The sequence below is a fragment of the Anaerohalosphaeraceae bacterium genome (assembly GCA_037479115.1).
GTDB lineage: Bacteria > Planctomycetota > Phycisphaerae > Sedimentisphaerales > Anaerohalosphaeraceae > JAHDQI01.
In genome coordinates, this window is the sequence record JBBFLK010000032.1 from 1 (window position 1) to 18,441 (window position 18,441).

An 18,441-nucleotide genomic window follows, 5' to 3' on the forward strand; every position below is an offset into this window, starting at 1 on the left:
GCGCAAGTCTTGAATTTAGAAAATGCTAAAATTATTTTTTGGAAACGGCACTAGTAATAGATGACAAGGTGCTTAAGGGCATTCTGAAGGGGCTGTATTATCCCGACAGTCCGTATGAGTTTTCGGTGCTGCCGGCGGAGATTTTGGGGCAGGTGTATGAACAATTCTTGGGCAAAGTGATTACGCTGACCGGCGGACATCGGGCGCGGATTGAGGAAAAGCCGGAGGTCAAGAAGGCAGGCGGGGTCTATTATACACCCTCCTACATTGTGGATTATATTGTACAGAATACAGTAGGCAGACTGGTGGAGGGCAAAACGCCGGAGCAGGTGTCGAAGCTGCGGATTTTGGACCCGGCATGCGGGTCAGGGTCATTTCTCCTTGGGGCGTATCAGTATTTGCTGGACTGGCATCTGAAATACTATACGGAACACGAACCGGAGAAATGGCTGACTAAAAAGAATCCGCCGATTTGTGAGGTTCAATACGCGGCAGGAAGTCAGGAATCCGGCGCTTTTTCTAAGGATGGAAAGTCCGACTGGATTCCCGCCTGCGCGGGAATGACAAAAAACACGCTTTCAGAGATGACAGGAGTAGAAGCCGAAGCAGGACATTTTTCATCAAGAGAGGGGCAGCGAAAAGTCGGGAGACATGGGCTTAAATCGGGTGGGACGAACAGGGCTTATAAGCTGACAGTTGGAGAGCGGAAGCGGATTTTGCTGAACAATCTTTACGGAGTCGATATAGATGCGCAGGCAGTTGAAGTGACGAAACTTTCGCTTTTGCTGAAGGTGCTGGAGGGGGAGAAGGATTTGGCGCTGTTTCATCGGGAGCGGGCCCTGCCGGATTTGGGACACAATATTCAATGCGGCAATTCACTGATTGGGACGGATTTTTACAAAGGACAGCAGGGGATGCTGTTTGATGAGGAGCAGCGGTATAAGATTAATGCGTTTGACTGGGAAGAGGCGTTTCCGGAGGTTTTCAGCGGAAAAAATCCGGGCTTTGATGCCGTGATCGGCAACCCGCCATGGGGAGTTAGTTTTACGGAAGAAGAACTCAGGTATTTTAGAAGAAAATTTAGTGAAGTAATTATTCGAATGGTTGATTCTTTTATGTATTTTATTTCCCAGAGTATTCGATTGCTCAAACAAAATGGTATCTTCGGAATGATTGTTCCAGATGTTCTTCTGTATCAAAACGATAATCAGAAAGTAAGAGATATGTTGATAAATGATCATTGCATAATAACTATAATAAATCTCGGAAATGTTTTTAACAAAGTAACAAGGCCTGCTTGTATTGTTCTTTTTCAAAAAGAACTTCCGAATAATAACTATGTTGCGGTTGCTGATTTCACAAAATTAACAAAAACAGATAAACAGATTGCCCTTTTCTCGAAAAACAATTTTTCGTCAATAAACCAAAAAGACTTTTCTTCTTTAACAAAGGGATTGCTGGTTGTATCAACTTGCAAAGAATATTCTCTTCTTCGAAAGATTACTCGAAAGAAAACCGCACCTCTTGTGGAATTTACGGATGAGGATGGAATCCAAAGAGGCGTGAGCCCCGATCTGAAAGAAGCCTTTATTGTCGATTCTAAAACAGCAGAGCGTTATAGGCTCGAAAAGCAAAAACTAAAAAAAGTATTAACAGGGGGGATACACGTAAAAAGGTATACTATCAGAAAGCCCGATTTATTTTTAATCTATACTGCAAGAAATGATGATTTTAGAAGTATTCCTAACATTTGCCATCATATAGATAGATTCAAATCCAGAATAACCTGTAAAGAAGTTAAACAGAAAAAGCATCCTGTCTACTCTCTCCATCGCGCAAGAGAAGAAAGAATTTTCTTAAAAAAACAAAAGCTTATAGGTGTTATCACGGAAGATGAAATCATCTTGTCTTTAGATGAAGAGCAGTATTTTGCAACAGATGGTCTATATTTGTTTGGAACAAAAACTTCTCATAACATAAAGTACATTATGGGTATTCTTAATTCAAAAATGTTTAAATTTCTTTACAGGTTAGTGGCCATTGAATCAGGCAGAGTTTTAGCACAAGTCAAACCAACAGTTCTAAACCAGCTTCCAATCCGAAAAGTTGATTTTTCCAATGCGGCGGAGAAGGCACAGCATGACCGGATGGTTGAACTGGTAGAGCGTATGCTGGAGCTGAACAAGCGATTGCAGGCGGTGAAGACACCGGATGAGAAGGTGCGTCTGGAGCGTCAGATTACGGCGACAGACCGGGAGATCGACGAACTGGTGTATGAGCTGTACGGGCTGACGGAGGAAGAAAAGCGGATGGTAGAGGAAGCGATGAGGTAAGCCAGTTATCAGTCATCAGTTATCAGTCAGCAGTCGTCAGTCAGCAGTCGTCAGTTGTTGGTTATGGGATAGGAAAGGGCGGGAGGTTGAGTTCCTGTCTTCGGCGGTTGAGGTCTTCGAAGTATTTGACTTCCTGTTTGTAGAGGTCGGCGGCGGATTCCTCGACGAAGTCCCGCGAGAGGTCGAGGGCGGGGTCTTTGGGGACCGGCGGGGCGGTAAACCACTTGCGGTCTTTTCGCTGGCGCGAGGACAGGGGGAGCGGCCGGTCTTTGATTTTGAGGGCATACTCGCGGAAGGAGCGGCTGTTGTTGTGGAAGCGGAGGAGGTTGGTGCAGGCACGGACCATTGTTTCGGTGTCAAAGCCGTTGGTCATGTTGACCAGATTCATGGCGGCCAGAGGGAGATGATAGGTCAGCTCGATGTGGGTGCGGAACTCGACCTGGCGGCAGCGGGTTTTGAGGGTGCTGATAAAAAGGGGGTCGCGGAACCAGCGGTCCATGAGCCAGTCTTTGATTTTGCAGAGCATCATGGCTCGGTTCATGTTGTATTTTTCGGCCTCGAGGCACTGAAAAAACTGTCTCTGGCGGGCGGTCAGGCGGGTTCGGACTTTTCGGCGGCCGGCTTGTGCGGGCTGGGGCTGTTCGGGGATGTTGAGGCGAATCACGGGGGCCTCCTTTGGAATTGTCGATTGTCGATTTTTTATTGAGTATTGCCGCTTTCAACGAAGTATGTCTCTCTATAATTGGAGAGATGTTGCAGAAATGGAACGAAAAAGGGAGGGAAAAATCGCTGCGGGATGCTGTAAAAAGTTGCGGGGCAAGGAGAAAAGATTTTTGAATTTTTGAAAAAGCGGGGTGCGGGGGTGTTGCGGAAAACGAGCGAAGCTGATTTTAACCACAGATTACGCGGATTACACAGGTTTATTTAACCACGGATGAACACGGATTACACGGATTCCAGCAAAGGGCAAAATCCGAAACTCGAAATTCGGAAAAAAAGCGAGCGGCCAGCGGGAGAAAAATCCGAAGCACGAAGCCCGAAATCCGAAGCACAAAGTTCTAAACCCTAAACAATCTCGAAATTCGAAAAAAAGCGAGCGGCCAGATTCCAGCGGGCGGTTGCCGGCCGGGAGGGATATTGGGGTCGCTGTGCAGATTGCACAATCCGCACAGCCGCCTGTCATCGAAGACCGCCGTCAGCCAGTACTCCGCCGCAATCGCCAAATCCTCCAGATTCACCACCCCGTCCCCGCTGAAATCTAAAAGTATAGGAATCTTTTCTCAGGAGAATTTCTTTTCTGATTTTTCACCTTCTCATGGAGCATTCCGCTCTTTCAAGGTGGACGCTAATAGTTTATACAATGTTTTATCTTTTCCCCTCGGAGTGACGGCAAATCCATCCTTTGTTAATGCGAAAGGCACAAGACGAGTTGTTTGGGAGTGCAAATGGCTCGAAACAGATATAACAACCAAGAAACTATTTGGCTTTATTACATATTTTTCTGGAAATTCGGGGTTATACAAGCATGCTATCATCTGACTGATTTCATTGGGTTCGGAATACACTTTTATCAGAGTACGTCTGGGAGGCAGCCTATCCCATTCTCCGCTTTCAAAAGTCGATTTTCCCCTCCATCGAGACATCTCTGCCTTCGAACTTTCCACAGCCGGATAGGGAGGATAGAGGGAAAAATAATCAGGGCCCTCTTCCGGAGACCCAAACTGGACTATGCATACCGGAATTTCATCGTCCGGTACCCTGCTGTACAGGGCTGATGTTCCATCCCACACAGGCAGTAATTTGGGATAGGAGTTTGATTGGTCAAGACAGCGGCGGCTGCACCCAAAAAGAAATAAAAAAAGCATAAACAACAAAAAGATACCATGATTTTTCATCTTCGGGTCTCCACTGTTTCTATTCCAATTTTTGATCTAACGCATGCAAACCATAGAAGATTAACAGCTGATGATCCAGGTCCGATGGGTCTGCGTCATACATTCCATTGAAGCCGAGACATTGCCGCCTGATCCCGATTTCAGATTGCTGGATTGCCATGATTCCATCCCATACCGTTTTTGCTTTTTCGCTCGGTTCTCCAAGTTTATCAAAAAAGACGGAAATACCCCGTACCAAATTGTCTCCGATTCCTTCCGCCCAGCCGTTCGTCGTCAAAAACCGCCGTCAGCCAGTACTCCGCCGCAATCGCCAAATCCTCCAGATTCACCATCCCGTCCCCGCTGAAATCCGACAATATGGTTATTGCTACCGCTTTGGGGCAATCCAATCGTCACGGTGTTGGTATTCAGGGTCCGGAATCTGTATTCCGGGAAAGACTGTCAAACCACAGTCTTTCTGGATGTCGTAGGTTGAAGCGGTTTCTTTTTGTGTAAATAGAATGAAGAGTCTTCTTGAAAAACCATTTGGCAAAACAACTGTATCCCTCTCAAGTGTGAAAAAAATAATGTAACGACTTCCATCAAGAAACGATAGGTACAAGATAGAAGTCAAACCAGTAAATCCCTTTGTATAAAAGGGTCTCGGAGCATCTGGGTTTTTCAAACAGTCCAGGAATATTTGAAAGTCTGTATCATCAAATCGCTTATAGATTTGATGGTTTGCTGGGAAATTGCCGGTTTCTTGAGTGGCTTTTGGTCTCAACCACAGCATGGCTGCCATGGGTTTTCCTTCAAACTCCTGCACGGATTTTCCATCCCAGCATTTAATCGTTTTTGCTTTATCCCAATACAGAGATGAGGTCTGGAAACAACCATTTGCAAGGAGAAACAGAAGAATCGCTGTTTTGTACGCTTTTCTCATTTGATCCCGCCCTTTCTTGTTTATTGGAATATTACTCGCGAGAGTTCGATTGTAGAAGGCCACCATTGGAGTGTATTATCTGCGTAGCCGTCCTTGTCTCGATCGGTTCCCCACAGCACATACAATTCGGTTGGAGTCAGGTCATTGGTCACCAAGGCCTGTTCAAGATTCTGAGTGAGATGGCGACGAATGATTTTGGATAAGGCACTCGGATATCCCTCCAGCAGTGCAGAAATGCGGCTGCGCTGTTCCTCTGAAGCGGCGGATAACAAACCATCTGAAAGAAATGAGCAGAAGAAAACCGCCCCTAACAAAACCCGCCTCACACCCGACATTGTTCCTCTCCTTTCTCTGTCCTGTCTGCTTTTTGCCCTTTTTCAAAGAGGAAGGCAGAAAACGGCCCGGTTCCCGGCAACACCCTTCTTTCCCGCCTTCGCTGCCGCCAGACTACCAAAGCGTCAGGGATTTGTCAAAGTTTTCTGCGCGGCTTCGCCGACGGCAGAAAAGGGGCTTCAGCGAACTCCTCGGGCGGGCGGGTCGATGCCGAGCAGGTGCCGGACGAAGAAATCCATTCGTTTTCGTCTGGCGTAGGGGGTCTCTCCGGCTCCGTGGCCGCCGCCGGGGATGATGAGCAATTCGAAATCCTTGTCGGCCTTGATGAGGGCGTTGACCACCTGCATTGTCGAGGCCGGGTCCACATTGCGGTCCAGCTCGCCGACGGTCAGCAGGAGTCTGCCCTGCAGTTTGTGTGCGTTGGTGACGTTGGACTGCTCTTCATAATGGGGGCCGACCGGCCAGCCCATCCACAACTCATTCCACCAGATTTTGTCCATCCGGTTGTCGTGGCAGCCGCAGTCGGCGGCGGCGGCTTTGTAAAAATCCCCGTGCGCCAGCAAGGCCCGCAGCGCACTTTGCCCCCCCGCTGAGCCACCGTAGATGCCCACGCGGGTCAGGTCGAGGAAGGGGTACGTTTCGGCGGCGGCTTTCAGCCAGGCGATGCGGTCCGGAAAGCCGCTGTCGCCCAGATTTTTCCAGCAGACATCGTGAAAGGCCTTGGAGCGGTACGATGTGCCCATTCCGTCAATCTGGACAACCACGAAACCCAGTTCGGCCAGCTGCCGCTGGCGGGTCTGCCGGCCGAAGGCCTTGGGCACAAAGGCCCCCTGCGGGCCGGCGTAGATTTCCTCCAGAACCGGATATTTTTCATTCGGGTCAAAGGCGGACGGCAGGATGAGAATGCCGTAAATATCGGTCTGCCCGTCGCGGCCTTTGGCGGCAAAGCGGATGGGCGGCTTCCAGCCGGTTTCCAGAAGGGCCGACCAGTCGGCCTCCTCCAGCCGGCAGATGAGCCGTCCGTCTGCGGCACTCCGCAGGTCGGTAATCGGGGGCAAATCGACGCGCGACCAACGGTCCAGAAAGAACCGGCGGTCGGGCGAAAACTCCACTTCGTGGGTCCCATCGCCTTCCGTGAGAATCGCAAAACCGGTTCCGTCGAAATTAACGCGGCACAAGTGAACATAATACGGGTCCTGTTCGGGGCGTACGCCGCCGGCTTCCAGCCAAATCTGCCGCTTTTGGACGTCCACCTCGACGACGCGGCGGACAACCCAGGGGCCCTTCGTAATCTGATTTTTCAGACGGCCTTCGGCGGCATCATACAGATAGAGGTGATTCCAGCCGTCCCGCTCGGACATCCAGAGGATTTCCTGCGTCGCCTCCAGATAACGGAAGAAGTATTTGCCGGCATAATCGATGAAGGTCGGGCTGGTTTCTTCAATGACGGTCTGCACCTGTCCGTCTTCGGCGCGGACGGCCAAAACCCGCAGCACCTGATGGCCCCGCTGGTTGTAGCAGAACAGAAAACGCTTGGAGTCGGGCTGCCAGCAGAAGTCCGTCAACGACCAGGGATTGGGAAAGAGCGCATCGGAAATCGGGATTTGTTTTCGGGATTCGATGTCGAACAGACAGGGGCTGTTGCGGTCGATTTCATCGCCGGGTTTGGCATAGGAGAGGGTGTGGAGTTTGGGCTGGAGCTGATCTTCCGGAGAGGATTCAATCAGATGGATTTTTCGGTCATAGCCCCGGCGGGTCCTGACGGCGGCCAGATAGCGGCTGTCGGGCGACCAATAGACCTGCCGGGTGTAGAAGTGTTCCGCCGTGCCGTCCGTGGTCAGGGGTGTTTCCGTGCCGGTTTCGGCTTCCTGCAGGAAAAGATTGTAGTCCCGAACCGCGATGCGGTATTTGCCGTCCGGGGAGCGCAGCGGCGACGGCTGGGACCGACGGCTGTCGCGGACTTTGGGCTCGGCCAGCAGGTCGGGGGTGATTTCGGCGAGGGCCTCGTCGGACTGGGCGGTAAAGACGGCCAGGGGTCGGTCGTTTGGGTCGGCGGCCAGCCAGACATGGCCGACAAAGGTATGCTGGCGGCGCTCCTGACCGGGCTGAATGTCGGCATAGTGCTGCCGGCGGCGGGCGGTATCTACCCAGTAAATCCGGACGGGCCGGTCGATGCGGTTTCGGAAGACAATGAAGGTTTCCTCCTGACTGTCGCGGCTGGGCCGGATGTCCGTCTGGGGCTGGAGGGTTTCGGAGAGCGCCTCCTGCGGCGGGCATTCTTGAACCAGATAGGAATTTAAATCGCACCGCCAGGTCTTTGCAAAAGCCGAAAAAATGACGGACGCGCCGTCCTCGGACAGACGGATTGTCCGGAACGGCAGCCGCTGGGGATCCGCCGGAAATCCTGAAGCCCTGGAGAGGGCTTCGGCCAGGCGGGCATGGTCAAAGGCCTCCCGCCGGTAGCCGCGGAGGACATGGACGCGGATGAATTCGCGCCGGCCGTCGGAGAGGTCATTGCGGTACCAGAACTGACTGCCGCCGTCAAACCAGTACGGCACAACCTTCTCTTTGAAGACTTTGCCGCTTGTGATTTGCTCGACGGCCAGCGCCCGCCGATATTTTTCTGTGATGTCTGCTCCGACAGCGCTGTTCAAACTATTCATACAAACCAGCAGGGAAAAAAAAGAAAGTGCATTGGAAAGCATAGATGTCTCGTCTTTATCAACCCGTCATTCAAGAAGTTTTTTCACTTCGTGATAGAGCGGCAGCAGGTCCTCTTCGACGATACCCCAAATCGTTTTGTTCTGTACCACCGCGTATCCGTGCACAATGACATTCCGCAAATTAATGATTTCGCGAAGGCAGCTGATATGTTCTTGCAGGGCGGGCTCCTCATGAACGGCCTTGTTCAGGGCCTCCCCAATGATAATGAATTGTCTCTCTACCCCGCTTTGCAGAAGCAGATCTTTTTCGTAATCCTCCAGCGTCCTGCCGCGTACAAAAAGAAGAATTGCCTCGCAGGCCTTCTCGATATCGTACAGATATTTCCGAATCTCAGGCCGCATAAATCTCCTGTTTTGAGCGATTGACCTGCTCGAGAAAATACGGGTTGCGAACGGCTTCGATTTCGACCAGGTCGATCGGGCAGCCGAACAAATCCTGCATCTGTGCCAGAAGGCCGAAATAGGCTTTGGCATGCTCTCGAGGAGACATCGGCTGAAACGCAACCAAAAAATCCAGGTCGCTTCGATCGGGCTGAAACCCGTTTTCCGTCCCGGCAGAACCGAACAATTCCAGCCGTTTGACGCGATATCGGCGGCACAGACAGACGAGTTCTTCCAAATGCTGCCGGATGATTGTAACCATCTTTTCCTGTTCCTCTGTTTGTATCGGGCATTGTACTCGAAAAGAATCGCTGCGTCCAGCAGAGACTACAGGGCTTTGCCCGTCGTATTTTGAAGGACCTGAATGCAGCGGGCGCACAGGTCCGGATACTCGGCGTTCCGGCCGACTGTGGGCCAGTAGTTCCAGCAGCGCTGGCATTTCGGATAGGGGCTTCGGTCGGCGGCGGCCTTCAGGACCGGCCCCTTTTCGAACGTGACGCCGCTGACAATGCACAGCGAGGCGAAGGTCTGGGCGCCGAGCTGTTCCAGAAGAGCAAACTCCTCCTCGGGAAGGGTCAGCTGAACCCAGGCCTCCTGATTGGAGCCGATGACCTGGTTTTTCCGCAGAGGCTCGAGGACGCGAAGGACCTCATCGCGCACGGCCAGAATCTTCTGCCACTTGGGCTCATTGGCCTCCCAGGGAATCGACGCATCCGGCTGCGGCATCTTGGCCAGATGAACGCTGTCCAGCGGTTCGGATTTGAACGGGACGGCGGCCCAGGCCTCCTCGGCCGTATGGACCAGAATCGGCGCCAGCATCCGAATCAGGGCATCGAGGATTGCATACATTACGGTCTGTCCGCTGCGCCGGCTGCGGCTGTTGGTCCCGTCGCAGTACATTCGGTCTTTCAGGACATCCATATAGATGCTGCTCATCTCGACGACACAGAAGTTGTAAAGGAGCGAAAAGACCCTATGAAACGCAAAGTCTTCGTAGGCCTGCCGGACCTGAACAATCAGCTTCTGGAGGGCCTCCATCGCCCACTGGTCCAGCGGCAGCAGCTCCGCATACGGCACCGTCATCTTCGCCGGCTGGAAGTCCTCCAGATTGCCCAGCAGATACCGCAGGGTATTGCGAATCTTTCGGTAGGCCTCCTGCAGCCGTCCGATGAGTTCATCGCTGCAGCGCATATCCTCCTGATAATTGACGCTGGCCACCCAGAGCCGCAGGATGTCGGCGCCGTATTTTTCAATCTCCTCCAGGGCACTGACATAGTTGCCCGCGGATTTGGACTGCTTCATCCCCTTTTCATCAACGGTAAAGCCGTGTGTAAGAACCGTCTTGAACGGCGCCTTGCCGACCGCCCCCAGCGCCGGCAGCAGCGACAGCTGAAACCACCCGCGGTGCTGGTCGGAGCCCTCCAGATACAAATCGACCGGAATCGGCCAGCCGGCCTTGACGGCGACGGAATGCCAGCTGCAGCCGGATTCAAACCATACATCAAAGATATTCTCCTCCTTATGCAGGTCGTCCCAGGAGAAGCCCTCCGGCAGCGGGAAGTCTTCGCCGAGCAGCTGACGCGGCGTATCCGTAAACCAGCTGTCGGAGCCCTTTTGCCCGATGGTGCGGGCGACCGCCAGCACAGACTCGCGCGTCAGCAGCACCTTGCCCTGACTGTTGGTAAAGGCCGGAATCGGCAGCCCCCAGGCCCGCTGGCGGCTGATGCACCAGTCCGGACGCGTTTCGAGCATCCCGCGGATGCGCTTTTCGCCCCAGGCGGGAATCCAGCGGACCTGTCCGATTTGTTCGAGGGCCATCTGCCGCAGCGACTTGCCGAAGGCGGCGGCGGGTCGGTCCACACTGATAAACCACTGCTCCGTAGCGCGGAAGATGACGGGCATCTTGCTCCTCCAGCAGTGCGGATAACTGTGAACGATTTTCTCCTCGTGCACCAGCAGACCGATTTGACGGAGATGCTCGTTGACCGCCGGGTCCACCTGCAGGACATTTTTGCCCGCCAGCCAGGCCGGAACGCTCTGGTCGTAGCAGCCGTCATCCTGAACGGGCGAATAGACCGCCAGATTGTTGTTCAGTCCGGCCTGATAGTCCTCCTCGCCGTGGCCGGGGGCGATATGCACAATGCCGGTGCCGTCTTCCGTCGTCACAAACGTTTCGTTAATCGCAAACCAGGCGTCTTTGTCCGTCGGGTTCTTCTCCACAAAGGGATGACGGTACCGCAGCCCTTTGAATTCGCTGCCGAGCCGCGGGGCGCTGACGGTATAAGTCCCCTCCGTCAGGCCCGCCGCCGCCAGAACCGCCTCCAGACGGCTCTTGCAGACAATCGAGGCCCATTTCCGGCCGTTCCTGGTGTACGACAGACAGACATACTCCAGATGCGGATGCAAGGCCACCGCCAGATTGGCCGCCAGCGTCCAGGGCGTCGTTGTCCAAATCATAAAGCAGACCGTGCTGTCCGCATCGGCCAGCCCCATCTGACGCACCCGGGCCGCCGACGCCTCCTCCAGCGGAAAGTTCACATAGATGCTCGGCGAGGCAATATCTTTGTATTCGAGTTCCGCATCCGCCAGGGCCGTCTGGCAGCCCACCGACCAATGGATGGGCTTGAGCTGCTTATACACCAGCCCATTGCCGACCAGCTCCGCAAAGATTTCGAGAATCCCCTGCTCATACTGCGGCTTGAGCGTCAGATACGGATTAGCAAAATCCCCAAAAACGCCCAGCGACTGAAACTGCTTGGTTTGCAGTTTGACGTACTTGCTTGCGTATTTATGACAGTGCCGGCGGATTTCGAGTTTGCTCATCGTGCGGGCGGACTCGCCCAGTTCGGCCATCACCTTCACTTCTATCGGCAGACCGTGGCAGTCCCAGCCGGGCACATAGGGACAGAGAAAGCCGCTCATCGTCTTGTACTTGACGACAAAGTCTTTGAGCACCTTGTTGATGACGTGTCCCATGTGGATATCGCCGTTGGCGTACGGCGGGCCGTCGTGGAGCACATACAAGGGCGCCCCCTGCCGTGCCTGGAGGATTTTGCCGTAGATGTCCTCTTTCTCCCAAACCTTCCGCTGCTGCGGCTCGCGCTGGACGAGGTTGGCCTTCATCGCAAAACTCGTCTGCGGCAGATTTAACGTATGACGATACCCTGTTTTCTCTGTATCCGACATAATCGACCCTTAATTAAAAAGAAATACCCAGTCTATCGCGTTTGCCTCATTCTGTCAAGGAAGAGCGGCTCGAGGACAAACGGATGCCGTTTTTGCGGTTTAAACGATTGTCGGCCGGGCGAAATTGGATTATAACAGAGGCGGAAAACCGACGTCTGAAGGGTTTTCAAACGTCCAAAACCTGCGTCAGGAGGTATGCTTATGAAGAGAAGAGAGTTTCTGGCGGCGGCGGGGATGACCGCGGCGGCCGCCCTGACCCGTCCTGTTTCCCTGTTCGGCATGCCCGCCGTCCCCTCTGCCCGCAAAAAGCGAATCGTGCTGGTCGGCACCGGTGTGCGGGGCATTTCGCTGTGGGGCAAAACCCTGCTGGAAAAACACGGTGACCTGCTGGAGTTTGTCGGACTGTGCGACATCAATCCCGGCCGGGCGGCCTACGCCAAAACCTACATGGGCGTCGATTGCCCGACCTTTACAAACTTTGAGCAGATGATGGACCGGACCAAACCGGATGCCGTAATCGTTACGACTGTGGACGGCACGCATCACGAATTCATCATCAAAGGCCTCGAAATGGGGGCCGAAGTGATTACGGAAAAGCCGATGACCACCGACGAGGACAAGTGCCGCAAAATCCTCCAGGCGGAAAAACGCACCGGCCGCAAGGTGCATGTGGGCTTTAATTACCGCTACGGCACGCATTTTACAAAAATCAAAGAGATTCTGGCTTCCGGACGAATCGGCCGGCTGACCTCCGTGGATTTTCACTGGTACCTGAACACCGATCACGGGGCATCGTATTTTCGGCGATGGCACGGCATCCGCAAGCACAGCGGCACGCTGCTGGTGCACAAGGCCACACACCATTTTGACCTGCTGAACTGGTGGATTGATTCGGACCCGATTGAGGTGCATGCCTTCGGGGCGCTGGAGCATTACGGACACAACAACCCGTTCCGTCATACGCACTGCCGGCCCTGTCCGCACAAGGACAAGTGCCGCTTTTTCTGGGACATCACCAAAAATAACCATCTGATGAACCTGTATGTCGCCAATGAAAAGTACGACGGCTATCTGCGGGATGCGTGCCTGTGGCGTCCGGAGATTGACATCTTTGACAAGATGGCCGTGCAGATCAAATACGCCAACGGTGTGCAGGTAAGTTATTCGCTGACGACCTATTCGCCCTTTGAGGGCTGGCAGATTGCCTTTAACGGCTTTGAAGGCCGGCTGGACAGCTGGGACGGGATTCCGTGGGAGAAGGGACTGCAGATGCCCAGTCAGGACCAGCTGCATGCGATGGAGATGAAGCAAGACCTTGAAGAGGACCCGACCCGGTTTAACTCGATTATGGTTTCCCAAAACTTCGGTGGGGTCGAACAGGTCAAAGTGCCGAAGGTGTACGGCGGACACGGCGGCGGGGATGCGCGGCTGCGTGAGCGGCTGTTTGCAGCGCCGAATGCGCCGGACCCGCTGGGGCATGCGGCCGGCAGCCGGGACGGGGCCATGTCGATTCTGGTTGGGATTGCCGCCCGCAAGAGCATCGATACCGGCAAGCCCGTGAAAATCAAAGACCTGACGGACCTGGTGCCGCAGGTCAAACGCATCCAGGCCGTATAGCCCTGCGGACGCTGCGGACATTTTGGCTGCGGTGCATTTTTGCCGGGTTAGAACAGTAGAAGGAAAAGAATGTTTTCTATATATAGGAGAGGTTCTGTCCTGTTTTAGAAACAGACTGCTCTAAACGGAGCATTTTTTCCTTCATTGCAACGCCTCCCTCGGCGGAAAAACCACCCACAGTCCCATCGGCGCGGATGACTCGATGACATGGGACAATCAGCGGCAGCGGGTTGGCCGCGAGTGCTCGGCCGACGGCCCGTGAGGCCTTCGGAAAGCCGGCTTGAAGGGCTAATTTGCCATATGTTGTTAATTGGCCGTATCTTACGTTTTTCAGTTCCTCAAATACTTTTTTGAAAAACTCCGAGAATCCCTCGTAGGAAATCGGGACGCCGGCGAAATCTGTTGGTTTCCCCTCGAAATACTCCTGTATTCTTTTTTGGAGTTCTTTCTTATAATCCGATTTCCGACGGGCCGTTTGTCCGTTCAAAAGGGTTGCGGAAACATCCTGCGGGTTCGGCAAAGGAAGGCATGTGCGTGCCAAAACCTTCTCAGTGCCGAGTATCCCGAACCAGCCGAAAGCGGTTTCAAATATGGAATAATATAGAGCCATAATGCCCGTTATAAGTCTTTGTTTCGCTCCAGCGGAAAAGCGGTTGACGAACAGCGGAAAATATGATAAATATTTTCGTTTCCTGATAAAGGGAGATTTTCTGTCTTTATCCAAGAAACGCGGTGATTGGGGCAATGACCTTAGAGGATTTACGAAAGCAGATTGATTTGATCGATGAGAAACTCGTCGAGTTAATCAATCAGCGCGCGCAGCTGGCCGTGGAAATCGGCAAACTCAAACAGAACCGCAATGACCCGGTCTATGTGCCGCACCGGGAAAAGGAGGTTCTGGATAAGATTGCCGCCCTGAACAAGGGCCCGCTGCCGAATAAAGCCCTGTTTGCGGTCTGGCGGGAGCTGATGAGCGGCTCGCTTTGTCTGGAACAGCCGCTTCGAATCGGTTTTTTGGGCCCCAAGGGCAGCTTCAGCCACAACGCCGCCATCTTAAAATTCGGTCAGAGTGTCGATTATGAAGCCCTGGCGGATATTCGCGCAATCTTCGAAGAGGTGAGCAAAGGGCACTGCCACTTCGGGATTGTTCCGATTGAAAACTCTGCGGGCGGAGGCGTTCGGGAATCGCTGGATGCCTTTATTGAAACCGACGTGATGGTTTGCGCCGAACTGCACATGGCCATCCACCACAACCTGATGGCCAACTGTCCGATGGCCCAGATTACGAAAATCTACTCGCAGCCGGAGGTCTTCGCCCAGTGCCGCAACTGGCTGGCGGCCACGTTCAAGGACGCCCAGACAATACCGGTGGCTTCTTCCTCGAAAGCGGCCCAGCTGGCCGCCGAAGAGCCCGGCGCCGCCGCCATTGCCTCCGCCATCGCTGCGGAAATCTACGGGCTGAAAATCCTCTGCGAGGATATCGAGGATATTTCCAGCAACGTCACCCGGTTTCTGATACTCGGCAAACAGGATGCCCAGCCGACCGGCGATGACAAGACCATTATCCTGTTCAGCACGGCGCATCGGACGGGGGCTCTGGTGGACGTGCTGAATGTGTTCAAAGAGTACAACATCAACATGACGAATATCGGCTCGCGGCCCAACAAAAAACGCGAGTGGGAATACTACTTTTTTGTGGACTTTCTCGGGCACCGGCTGGATGACAACGTCCGCAAGGCGCTTGAGGAAGCCAAGAAACATTGTCTGCAGCTGTCGGTACTGGGCAGTTTTCCGCGCAACACGGTGGTTTTGTAGCCCAGTTGGATGAAATGAAAACGGAAAACCAAAACAGGAGACCCCTATGAGAACCTTGTTCCTGGCCGGGAACTGGAAAATGAACACAAACAGCGCCACGTCTGTGAATCTGGCAGCCGGTCTGGTTCGTGAACTGGCCCCGATTCAGAATGTCCGCATCGCCGTCTGTCCTCCGTTCGTGTATCTGCAGTCCGTGGCGGCGGCGCTGAGCGCTTCCCAGATTGAACTGGGGGCCCAGGATGTCTATTACGAAGGAAATGGAGCCTTCACCGGGGAAATCAGCTGCGAGATGCTCAAGGACTGCGGCTGCACGTATGTGATTATCGGCCACTCGGAGCGGCGGCACATCCTCGGAGAGACCGACCGGCTCATCAATCTGAAAATCAAGGCCGCAATCAGCGCCGGGCTGAAGCCGATTTTCTGCGTGGGCGAACTGCTCGAAGAGCGGGACAACGGCAAGACGTTCGACGTGGTCGAACAGCAGATTCGAAAGGGGCTGGAGGGGCTTTCGGCCGAGCAGGTCAAAACGGTCACGATAGCCTATGAGCCGGTCTGGGCCATCGGCACCGGACGGAATGCAACGCCCCAGCAGGCCCAGGAAGTTCACGAACGCATCCGCCGGCAGCTGGGGGACATGTACGGCCGGGAGCTGGCGGAAAAAATGACGATTCAGTACGGCGGCTCCGCCAAGCCCGCCAACACGGCGGAACTGCTTGCGCAGCCGGATGTGGATGGTCTTCTGGTCGGCGGGGCCAGTCTGAAGGTGGAAGACTTTGCGGCGATGGTGAAAACAGCCGCCGCCCTGAAAAAATAACCCTTTGCAAAAGGAATGGGATGTATGAGCACAACGCTGGCAGTGATGTCCTTTCTGACAAGTGTTCTGATGGTGCTGTTTCTTCTGGTTGCCGTGCTGCTGATTCTGGTGATTCTGATCCAGAAAGGCAAAGGCGGCGGACTGGGGGCGATGTTCGGCGGGATGGGGGCTTCCAGTCTGCTGGGGTCCAAAACCGGCGACGTGCTGACCTGGATTACCATCAGTCTGGTGGCTGCATTTCTGGTGCTGGGGGTTCTGCTGGACAAGACTCTGAAGGTTCAGGCCCGACAGGTTCCGTCCGCTGCGCCGGCTGCTTCGGCACCGAGCGGCAGTCCGGAAGCGCCGGCTTCTTCGGAACAGCCGGGCGCGCCAGCCGCTCCGGCAGCCGAGACACCGGCTCCGGCGGCACCGGAAGCGGCCAAGCCGTCTTCGCCAACTCCTCCTGCGCAAAATCCGTAATTGGACCGCAAGGAAGACAGGGCTATGGTCAGCAGTATGACAGGGTTCGGACAGGCGGCGGCGGAGGTGGACGGTGTGCTCTATACCGTGGAAATCCGCTCGCTGAATAACCGCTACCTGAAGACGCAGCTGAGACTGCCGGATATCGCCGCCTTTTTGGAAGACGACCTGGACAAGCTGCATCGCGAACAGTTTCATCGGGGCAGCATCAATTACTCGCTGCGGATGAAAAATGTCAGCGGCCAGGCCCTGATTGACATTGATGACCAGGCCCTTCGGACGTATATGGCGCGGCTGACGGCCCTCGTCGGCGGCGACAGCGGCCCTTTTCGGGTTGATTTGGCTTCCCTGCTGACGCTGCCCGGGATTGTCCAGCCGAGCACGCCGGATTTGGAAACGCTCGAGAAAATCCGTCAGACGGTTCTGGATTTGACCCGGCAGGCCTTTGAACGGCTCAAAGAAACACGGCTGGAAGAAGGCAAGCTGCTGGCGGAGGACCTGCGGACCAACTGTGCGGCTATCCGGGAAAAACTGGCTTTGATTCGGCAGCGCAAGGATGCCGTCGTGGAAGAATATCACCAGCGGCTTCGCAAGCGGGCGTCGGACCTTCTGGCTCAGGCCCAGCTGGAGATGGACCAGGCCCTGCTGGCCCGCGAGGTGGCCATCTTTGCGGAGCGGTCGGATATCTCGGAGGAGCTGATACGCCTCGAAACGCATCTGAACCATTTTGAGGCGTGCCTGGAGGGGGATGAGCCGGCCGGACGCCGGCTGGATTTTATCGCACAGGAGCTGCTGCGCGAGGCCAACACCATCGCCAGCAAGGCCTCCGACGCCCTGATTGCCCAGTGGGTGATCGATATCAAATGCGCCGTGGACCGCATCAAGGAACAGGTGCAGAACATTGAATAGACCGGAACGTGCCGTCATGACGAACGCTTCCAATAAAAAAGGCAAGCTGGTGATTTTGTCCGGGCCGTCCGGCGTCGGCAAGACCTCCATCAGCCGGGAAATCATCCGGCGGCTGGGGGCCTATTTCAGCGTGTCGCTGACGACCCGGCCCATTGGGGCCGGCGAGCGGGACGGCGTGGATTACCATTTCGTCTCGAAAGAAGAATTTGAGCGGGCGCTGGCTAACAACGAACTGCTTGAGCATGCGTGCGTATTCGGGAATTATTACGGCACGCCGCGCCGGCCGGTGGAGGAGGCGCTGGCGGCCGGGCGCATCGCCCTGCTTGAAATCGACGTGGACGGTGCCCGGCAGGTTGTCCGGCATTTTCCGGATGCGATTACGATTTTCATCCTGCCGCCGCGGCTGGAGGACCTGGCCAAGCGGCTGAACGCCCGCAACCGGGGCGAGGATGAACAGGCCCGGCTCAAGCGGCTTCAGCGGGCTCAGGAGGAAATCGCGGCGGCGGCCAGGGAGTACAAATACCGTGTCGTCAACGATGACCTGAACAGGGCCATCGAAGAGGTGATACAAATCATCCAAAATGAACCGAAATAAGCAGGAGAATAAACGATGATTGAAGAACTCAAGGACACAGCCATTATCAAGAAGGTCGGCGGACGGTTTAAATTGTCGGCGATTATCCAGAAGCGTCTGCTGGAAATGATGGAAGGGGGGCGGCCGCTGATTGAAAACACCGAAGGAATGACGCCGATGGAAATCGTCATTGAAGAGATTAAGCAGGACAAAATCGCTCCGGACTACGGCACGCCGGCGGAAAAACCGAAGAAAGAGCCGTTTTAATGTGTTTTTTAAACCCAAAGAAGGACCTTTCTGTGTCGGTTAAGGAAGTGTTCGACAAGTCGCTGTCCGAAAAGAGAATGAACTGGATTCCCGCCTGCGCGGGAATGACAGAGGCTGCGGGAAGGACAGAGACTGCGGGAAGGACAGAGGCTGCGGGAAGGACAGAGGCTGCGGGAAGGACAGAGGTCGCGGGAATGACAGAGGCTGCGGGAA

The 18,441-nt window shown here is 54.4% G+C and carries 21 protein-coding genes; 10 read left to right on the forward strand and 11 right to left on the reverse strand.

Annotation, left to right across the window (positions count from 1 at the left end; all coding sequences use genetic code 11):
• Nucleotides 1–38 precede the first annotated feature (38 nt).
• On the forward strand, nucleotides 39–2,333 hold the full coding sequence (locus tag WHS88_11695; protein MEJ5260839.1) for an N-6 DNA methylase: 2,295 nt from the start codon (nucleotides 39–41) through the stop codon (nucleotides 2,331–2,333).
• Between the two features lie 61 nt (nucleotides 2,334–2,394).
• Here the strand turns inward: WHS88_11695 and WHS88_11700 are convergent, their stop codons facing one another.
• Entirely contained in the window at nucleotides 2,395–2,997 is a 603-nt protein-coding gene (locus WHS88_11700; GenBank protein MEJ5260840.1) for a hypothetical protein, read from the reverse strand.
• 11 nt (nucleotides 2,998–3,008) lie between these two features.
• Here WHS88_11700 and WHS88_11705 point away from each other — a divergent pair, with 11 nt between their 5' ends.
• Nucleotides 3,009–3,170, forward strand: a complete 162-nt coding sequence (locus WHS88_11705; GenBank protein MEJ5260841.1) for a hypothetical protein — start codon at nucleotides 3,009–3,011, stop codon at nucleotides 3,168–3,170.
• Between the two features lie 221 nt (nucleotides 3,171–3,391).
• Here the strand turns inward: WHS88_11705 and WHS88_11710 are convergent, their stop codons facing one another.
• From WHS88_11710 to ileS, 9 genes are all read right to left on the reverse strand, one after another.
• A complete protein-coding gene (locus WHS88_11710; GenBank protein ID MEJ5260842.1) occupies nucleotides 3,392–3,574 on the reverse strand; it encodes a hypothetical protein in 183 nt (60 codons plus the stop codon).
• Nucleotides 3,575–3,646: 72 nt separating this feature from the next.
• Nucleotides 3,647–4,228, reverse strand: coding sequence for a hypothetical protein (locus WHS88_11715; protein MEJ5260843.1), 582 nt, complete (start codon nucleotides 4,226–4,228; stop codon nucleotides 3,647–3,649).
• 209 nt (nucleotides 4,229–4,437) lie between these two features.
• Nucleotides 4,438–4,560, reverse strand: a complete 123-nt coding sequence (locus WHS88_11720) for a hypothetical protein (protein MEJ5260844.1) — start codon at nucleotides 4,558–4,560, stop codon at nucleotides 4,438–4,440.
• A gap of 35 nt (nucleotides 4,561–4,595) precedes the next feature.
• On the reverse strand, nucleotides 4,596–5,150 hold the full coding sequence (locus WHS88_11725) for a hypothetical protein (protein ID MEJ5260845.1): 555 nt from the start codon (nucleotides 5,148–5,150) through the stop codon (nucleotides 4,596–4,598).
• Between the two features lie 20 nt (nucleotides 5,151–5,170).
• Entirely contained in the window at nucleotides 5,171–5,485 is a 315-nt protein-coding gene (locus tag WHS88_11730) for a hypothetical protein (GenBank protein ID MEJ5260846.1), read from the reverse strand.
• A gap of 177 nt (nucleotides 5,486–5,662) precedes the next feature.
• Complete coding sequence (locus WHS88_11735; protein ID MEJ5260847.1) at nucleotides 5,663–8,146, reverse strand: DPP IV N-terminal domain-containing protein; 2,484 nt, start codon at nucleotides 8,144–8,146, stop codon at nucleotides 5,663–5,665.
• 66 nt (nucleotides 8,147–8,212) lie between these two features.
• The gene (locus WHS88_11740; GenBank protein ID MEJ5260848.1) at nucleotides 8,213–8,548 is read right to left on the reverse strand and encodes a HepT-like ribonuclease domain-containing protein; all 336 of its coding nucleotides are present in this window, start codon (nucleotides 8,546–8,548) and stop codon (nucleotides 8,213–8,215) included.
• Nucleotides 8,538–8,849 (reverse strand): nucleotidyltransferase domain-containing protein, encoded by a 312-nt coding sequence (locus WHS88_11745; GenBank protein MEJ5260849.1) that lies wholly within the window; start codon nucleotides 8,847–8,849, stop codon nucleotides 8,538–8,540. The genes WHS88_11740 and WHS88_11745 overlap by 11 nt, the downstream gene beginning before the upstream one ends.
• A 65-nt stretch (nucleotides 8,850–8,914) precedes the next feature.
• Nucleotides 8,915–11,773 carry an isoleucine--tRNA ligase gene (gene ileS / locus WHS88_11750; protein MEJ5260850.1) on the reverse strand — a complete coding sequence of 953 codons (2,859 nt, stop codon included), beginning with the start codon at nucleotides 11,771–11,773 and terminating at the stop codon, nucleotides 8,915–8,917.
• A 201-nt stretch (nucleotides 11,774–11,974) separates the two neighbouring features.
• Here ileS and WHS88_11755 point away from each other — a divergent pair, with 201 nt between their 5' ends.
• Complete coding sequence (locus WHS88_11755; GenBank protein MEJ5260851.1) at nucleotides 11,975–13,390, forward strand: Gfo/Idh/MocA family oxidoreductase; 1,416 nt, start codon at nucleotides 11,975–11,977, stop codon at nucleotides 13,388–13,390.
• Between the two features lie 76 nt (nucleotides 13,391–13,466).
• Here the strand turns inward: WHS88_11755 and WHS88_11760 are convergent, their stop codons facing one another.
• A complete protein-coding gene (locus WHS88_11760; GenBank protein ID MEJ5260852.1) occupies nucleotides 13,467–14,114 on the reverse strand; it encodes a methylated-DNA--[protein]-cysteine S-methyltransferase in 648 nt (215 codons plus the stop codon).
• 8 nt (nucleotides 14,115–14,122) lie between these two features.
• Between WHS88_11760 and pheA the strand changes: the two genes are divergently transcribed.
• The 7 genes from pheA to WHS88_11795 all read left to right on the forward strand — a co-directional run.
• Complete coding sequence (gene pheA / locus WHS88_11765; protein ID MEJ5260853.1) at nucleotides 14,123–15,205, forward strand: prephenate dehydratase; 1,083 nt, start codon at nucleotides 14,123–14,125, stop codon at nucleotides 15,203–15,205.
• A gap of 46 nt (nucleotides 15,206–15,251) precedes the next feature.
• Nucleotides 15,252–16,019, forward strand: coding sequence for a triose-phosphate isomerase (gene tpiA, locus WHS88_11770; GenBank protein MEJ5260854.1), 768 nt, complete (start codon nucleotides 15,252–15,254; stop codon nucleotides 16,017–16,019).
• Nucleotides 16,020–16,043: 24 nt separating this feature from the next.
• A complete protein-coding gene (gene secG / locus WHS88_11775) occupies nucleotides 16,044–16,478 on the forward strand; it encodes a preprotein translocase subunit SecG (protein ID MEJ5260855.1) in 435 nt (144 codons plus the stop codon).
• A gap of 24 nt (nucleotides 16,479–16,502) precedes the next feature.
• Nucleotides 16,503–17,387, forward strand: a complete 885-nt coding sequence (locus WHS88_11780) for a YicC/YloC family endoribonuclease (protein ID MEJ5260856.1) — start codon at nucleotides 16,503–16,505, stop codon at nucleotides 17,385–17,387.
• 16 nt (nucleotides 17,388–17,403) lie between these two features.
• A complete protein-coding gene (gene gmk, locus WHS88_11785) occupies nucleotides 17,404–17,982 on the forward strand; it encodes a guanylate kinase (protein ID MEJ5260857.1) in 579 nt (192 codons plus the stop codon).
• A gap of 15 nt (nucleotides 17,983–17,997) precedes the next feature.
• Nucleotides 17,998–18,228, forward strand: a complete 231-nt coding sequence (locus WHS88_11790) for a DNA-directed RNA polymerase subunit omega (GenBank protein MEJ5260858.1) — start codon at nucleotides 17,998–18,000, stop codon at nucleotides 18,226–18,228.
• A gap of 32 nt (nucleotides 18,229–18,260) precedes the next feature.
• The coding region (locus tag WHS88_11795; protein ID MEJ5260859.1) for a hypothetical protein at nucleotides 18,261–18,441 on the forward strand (181 nt) is incomplete at its 3' end.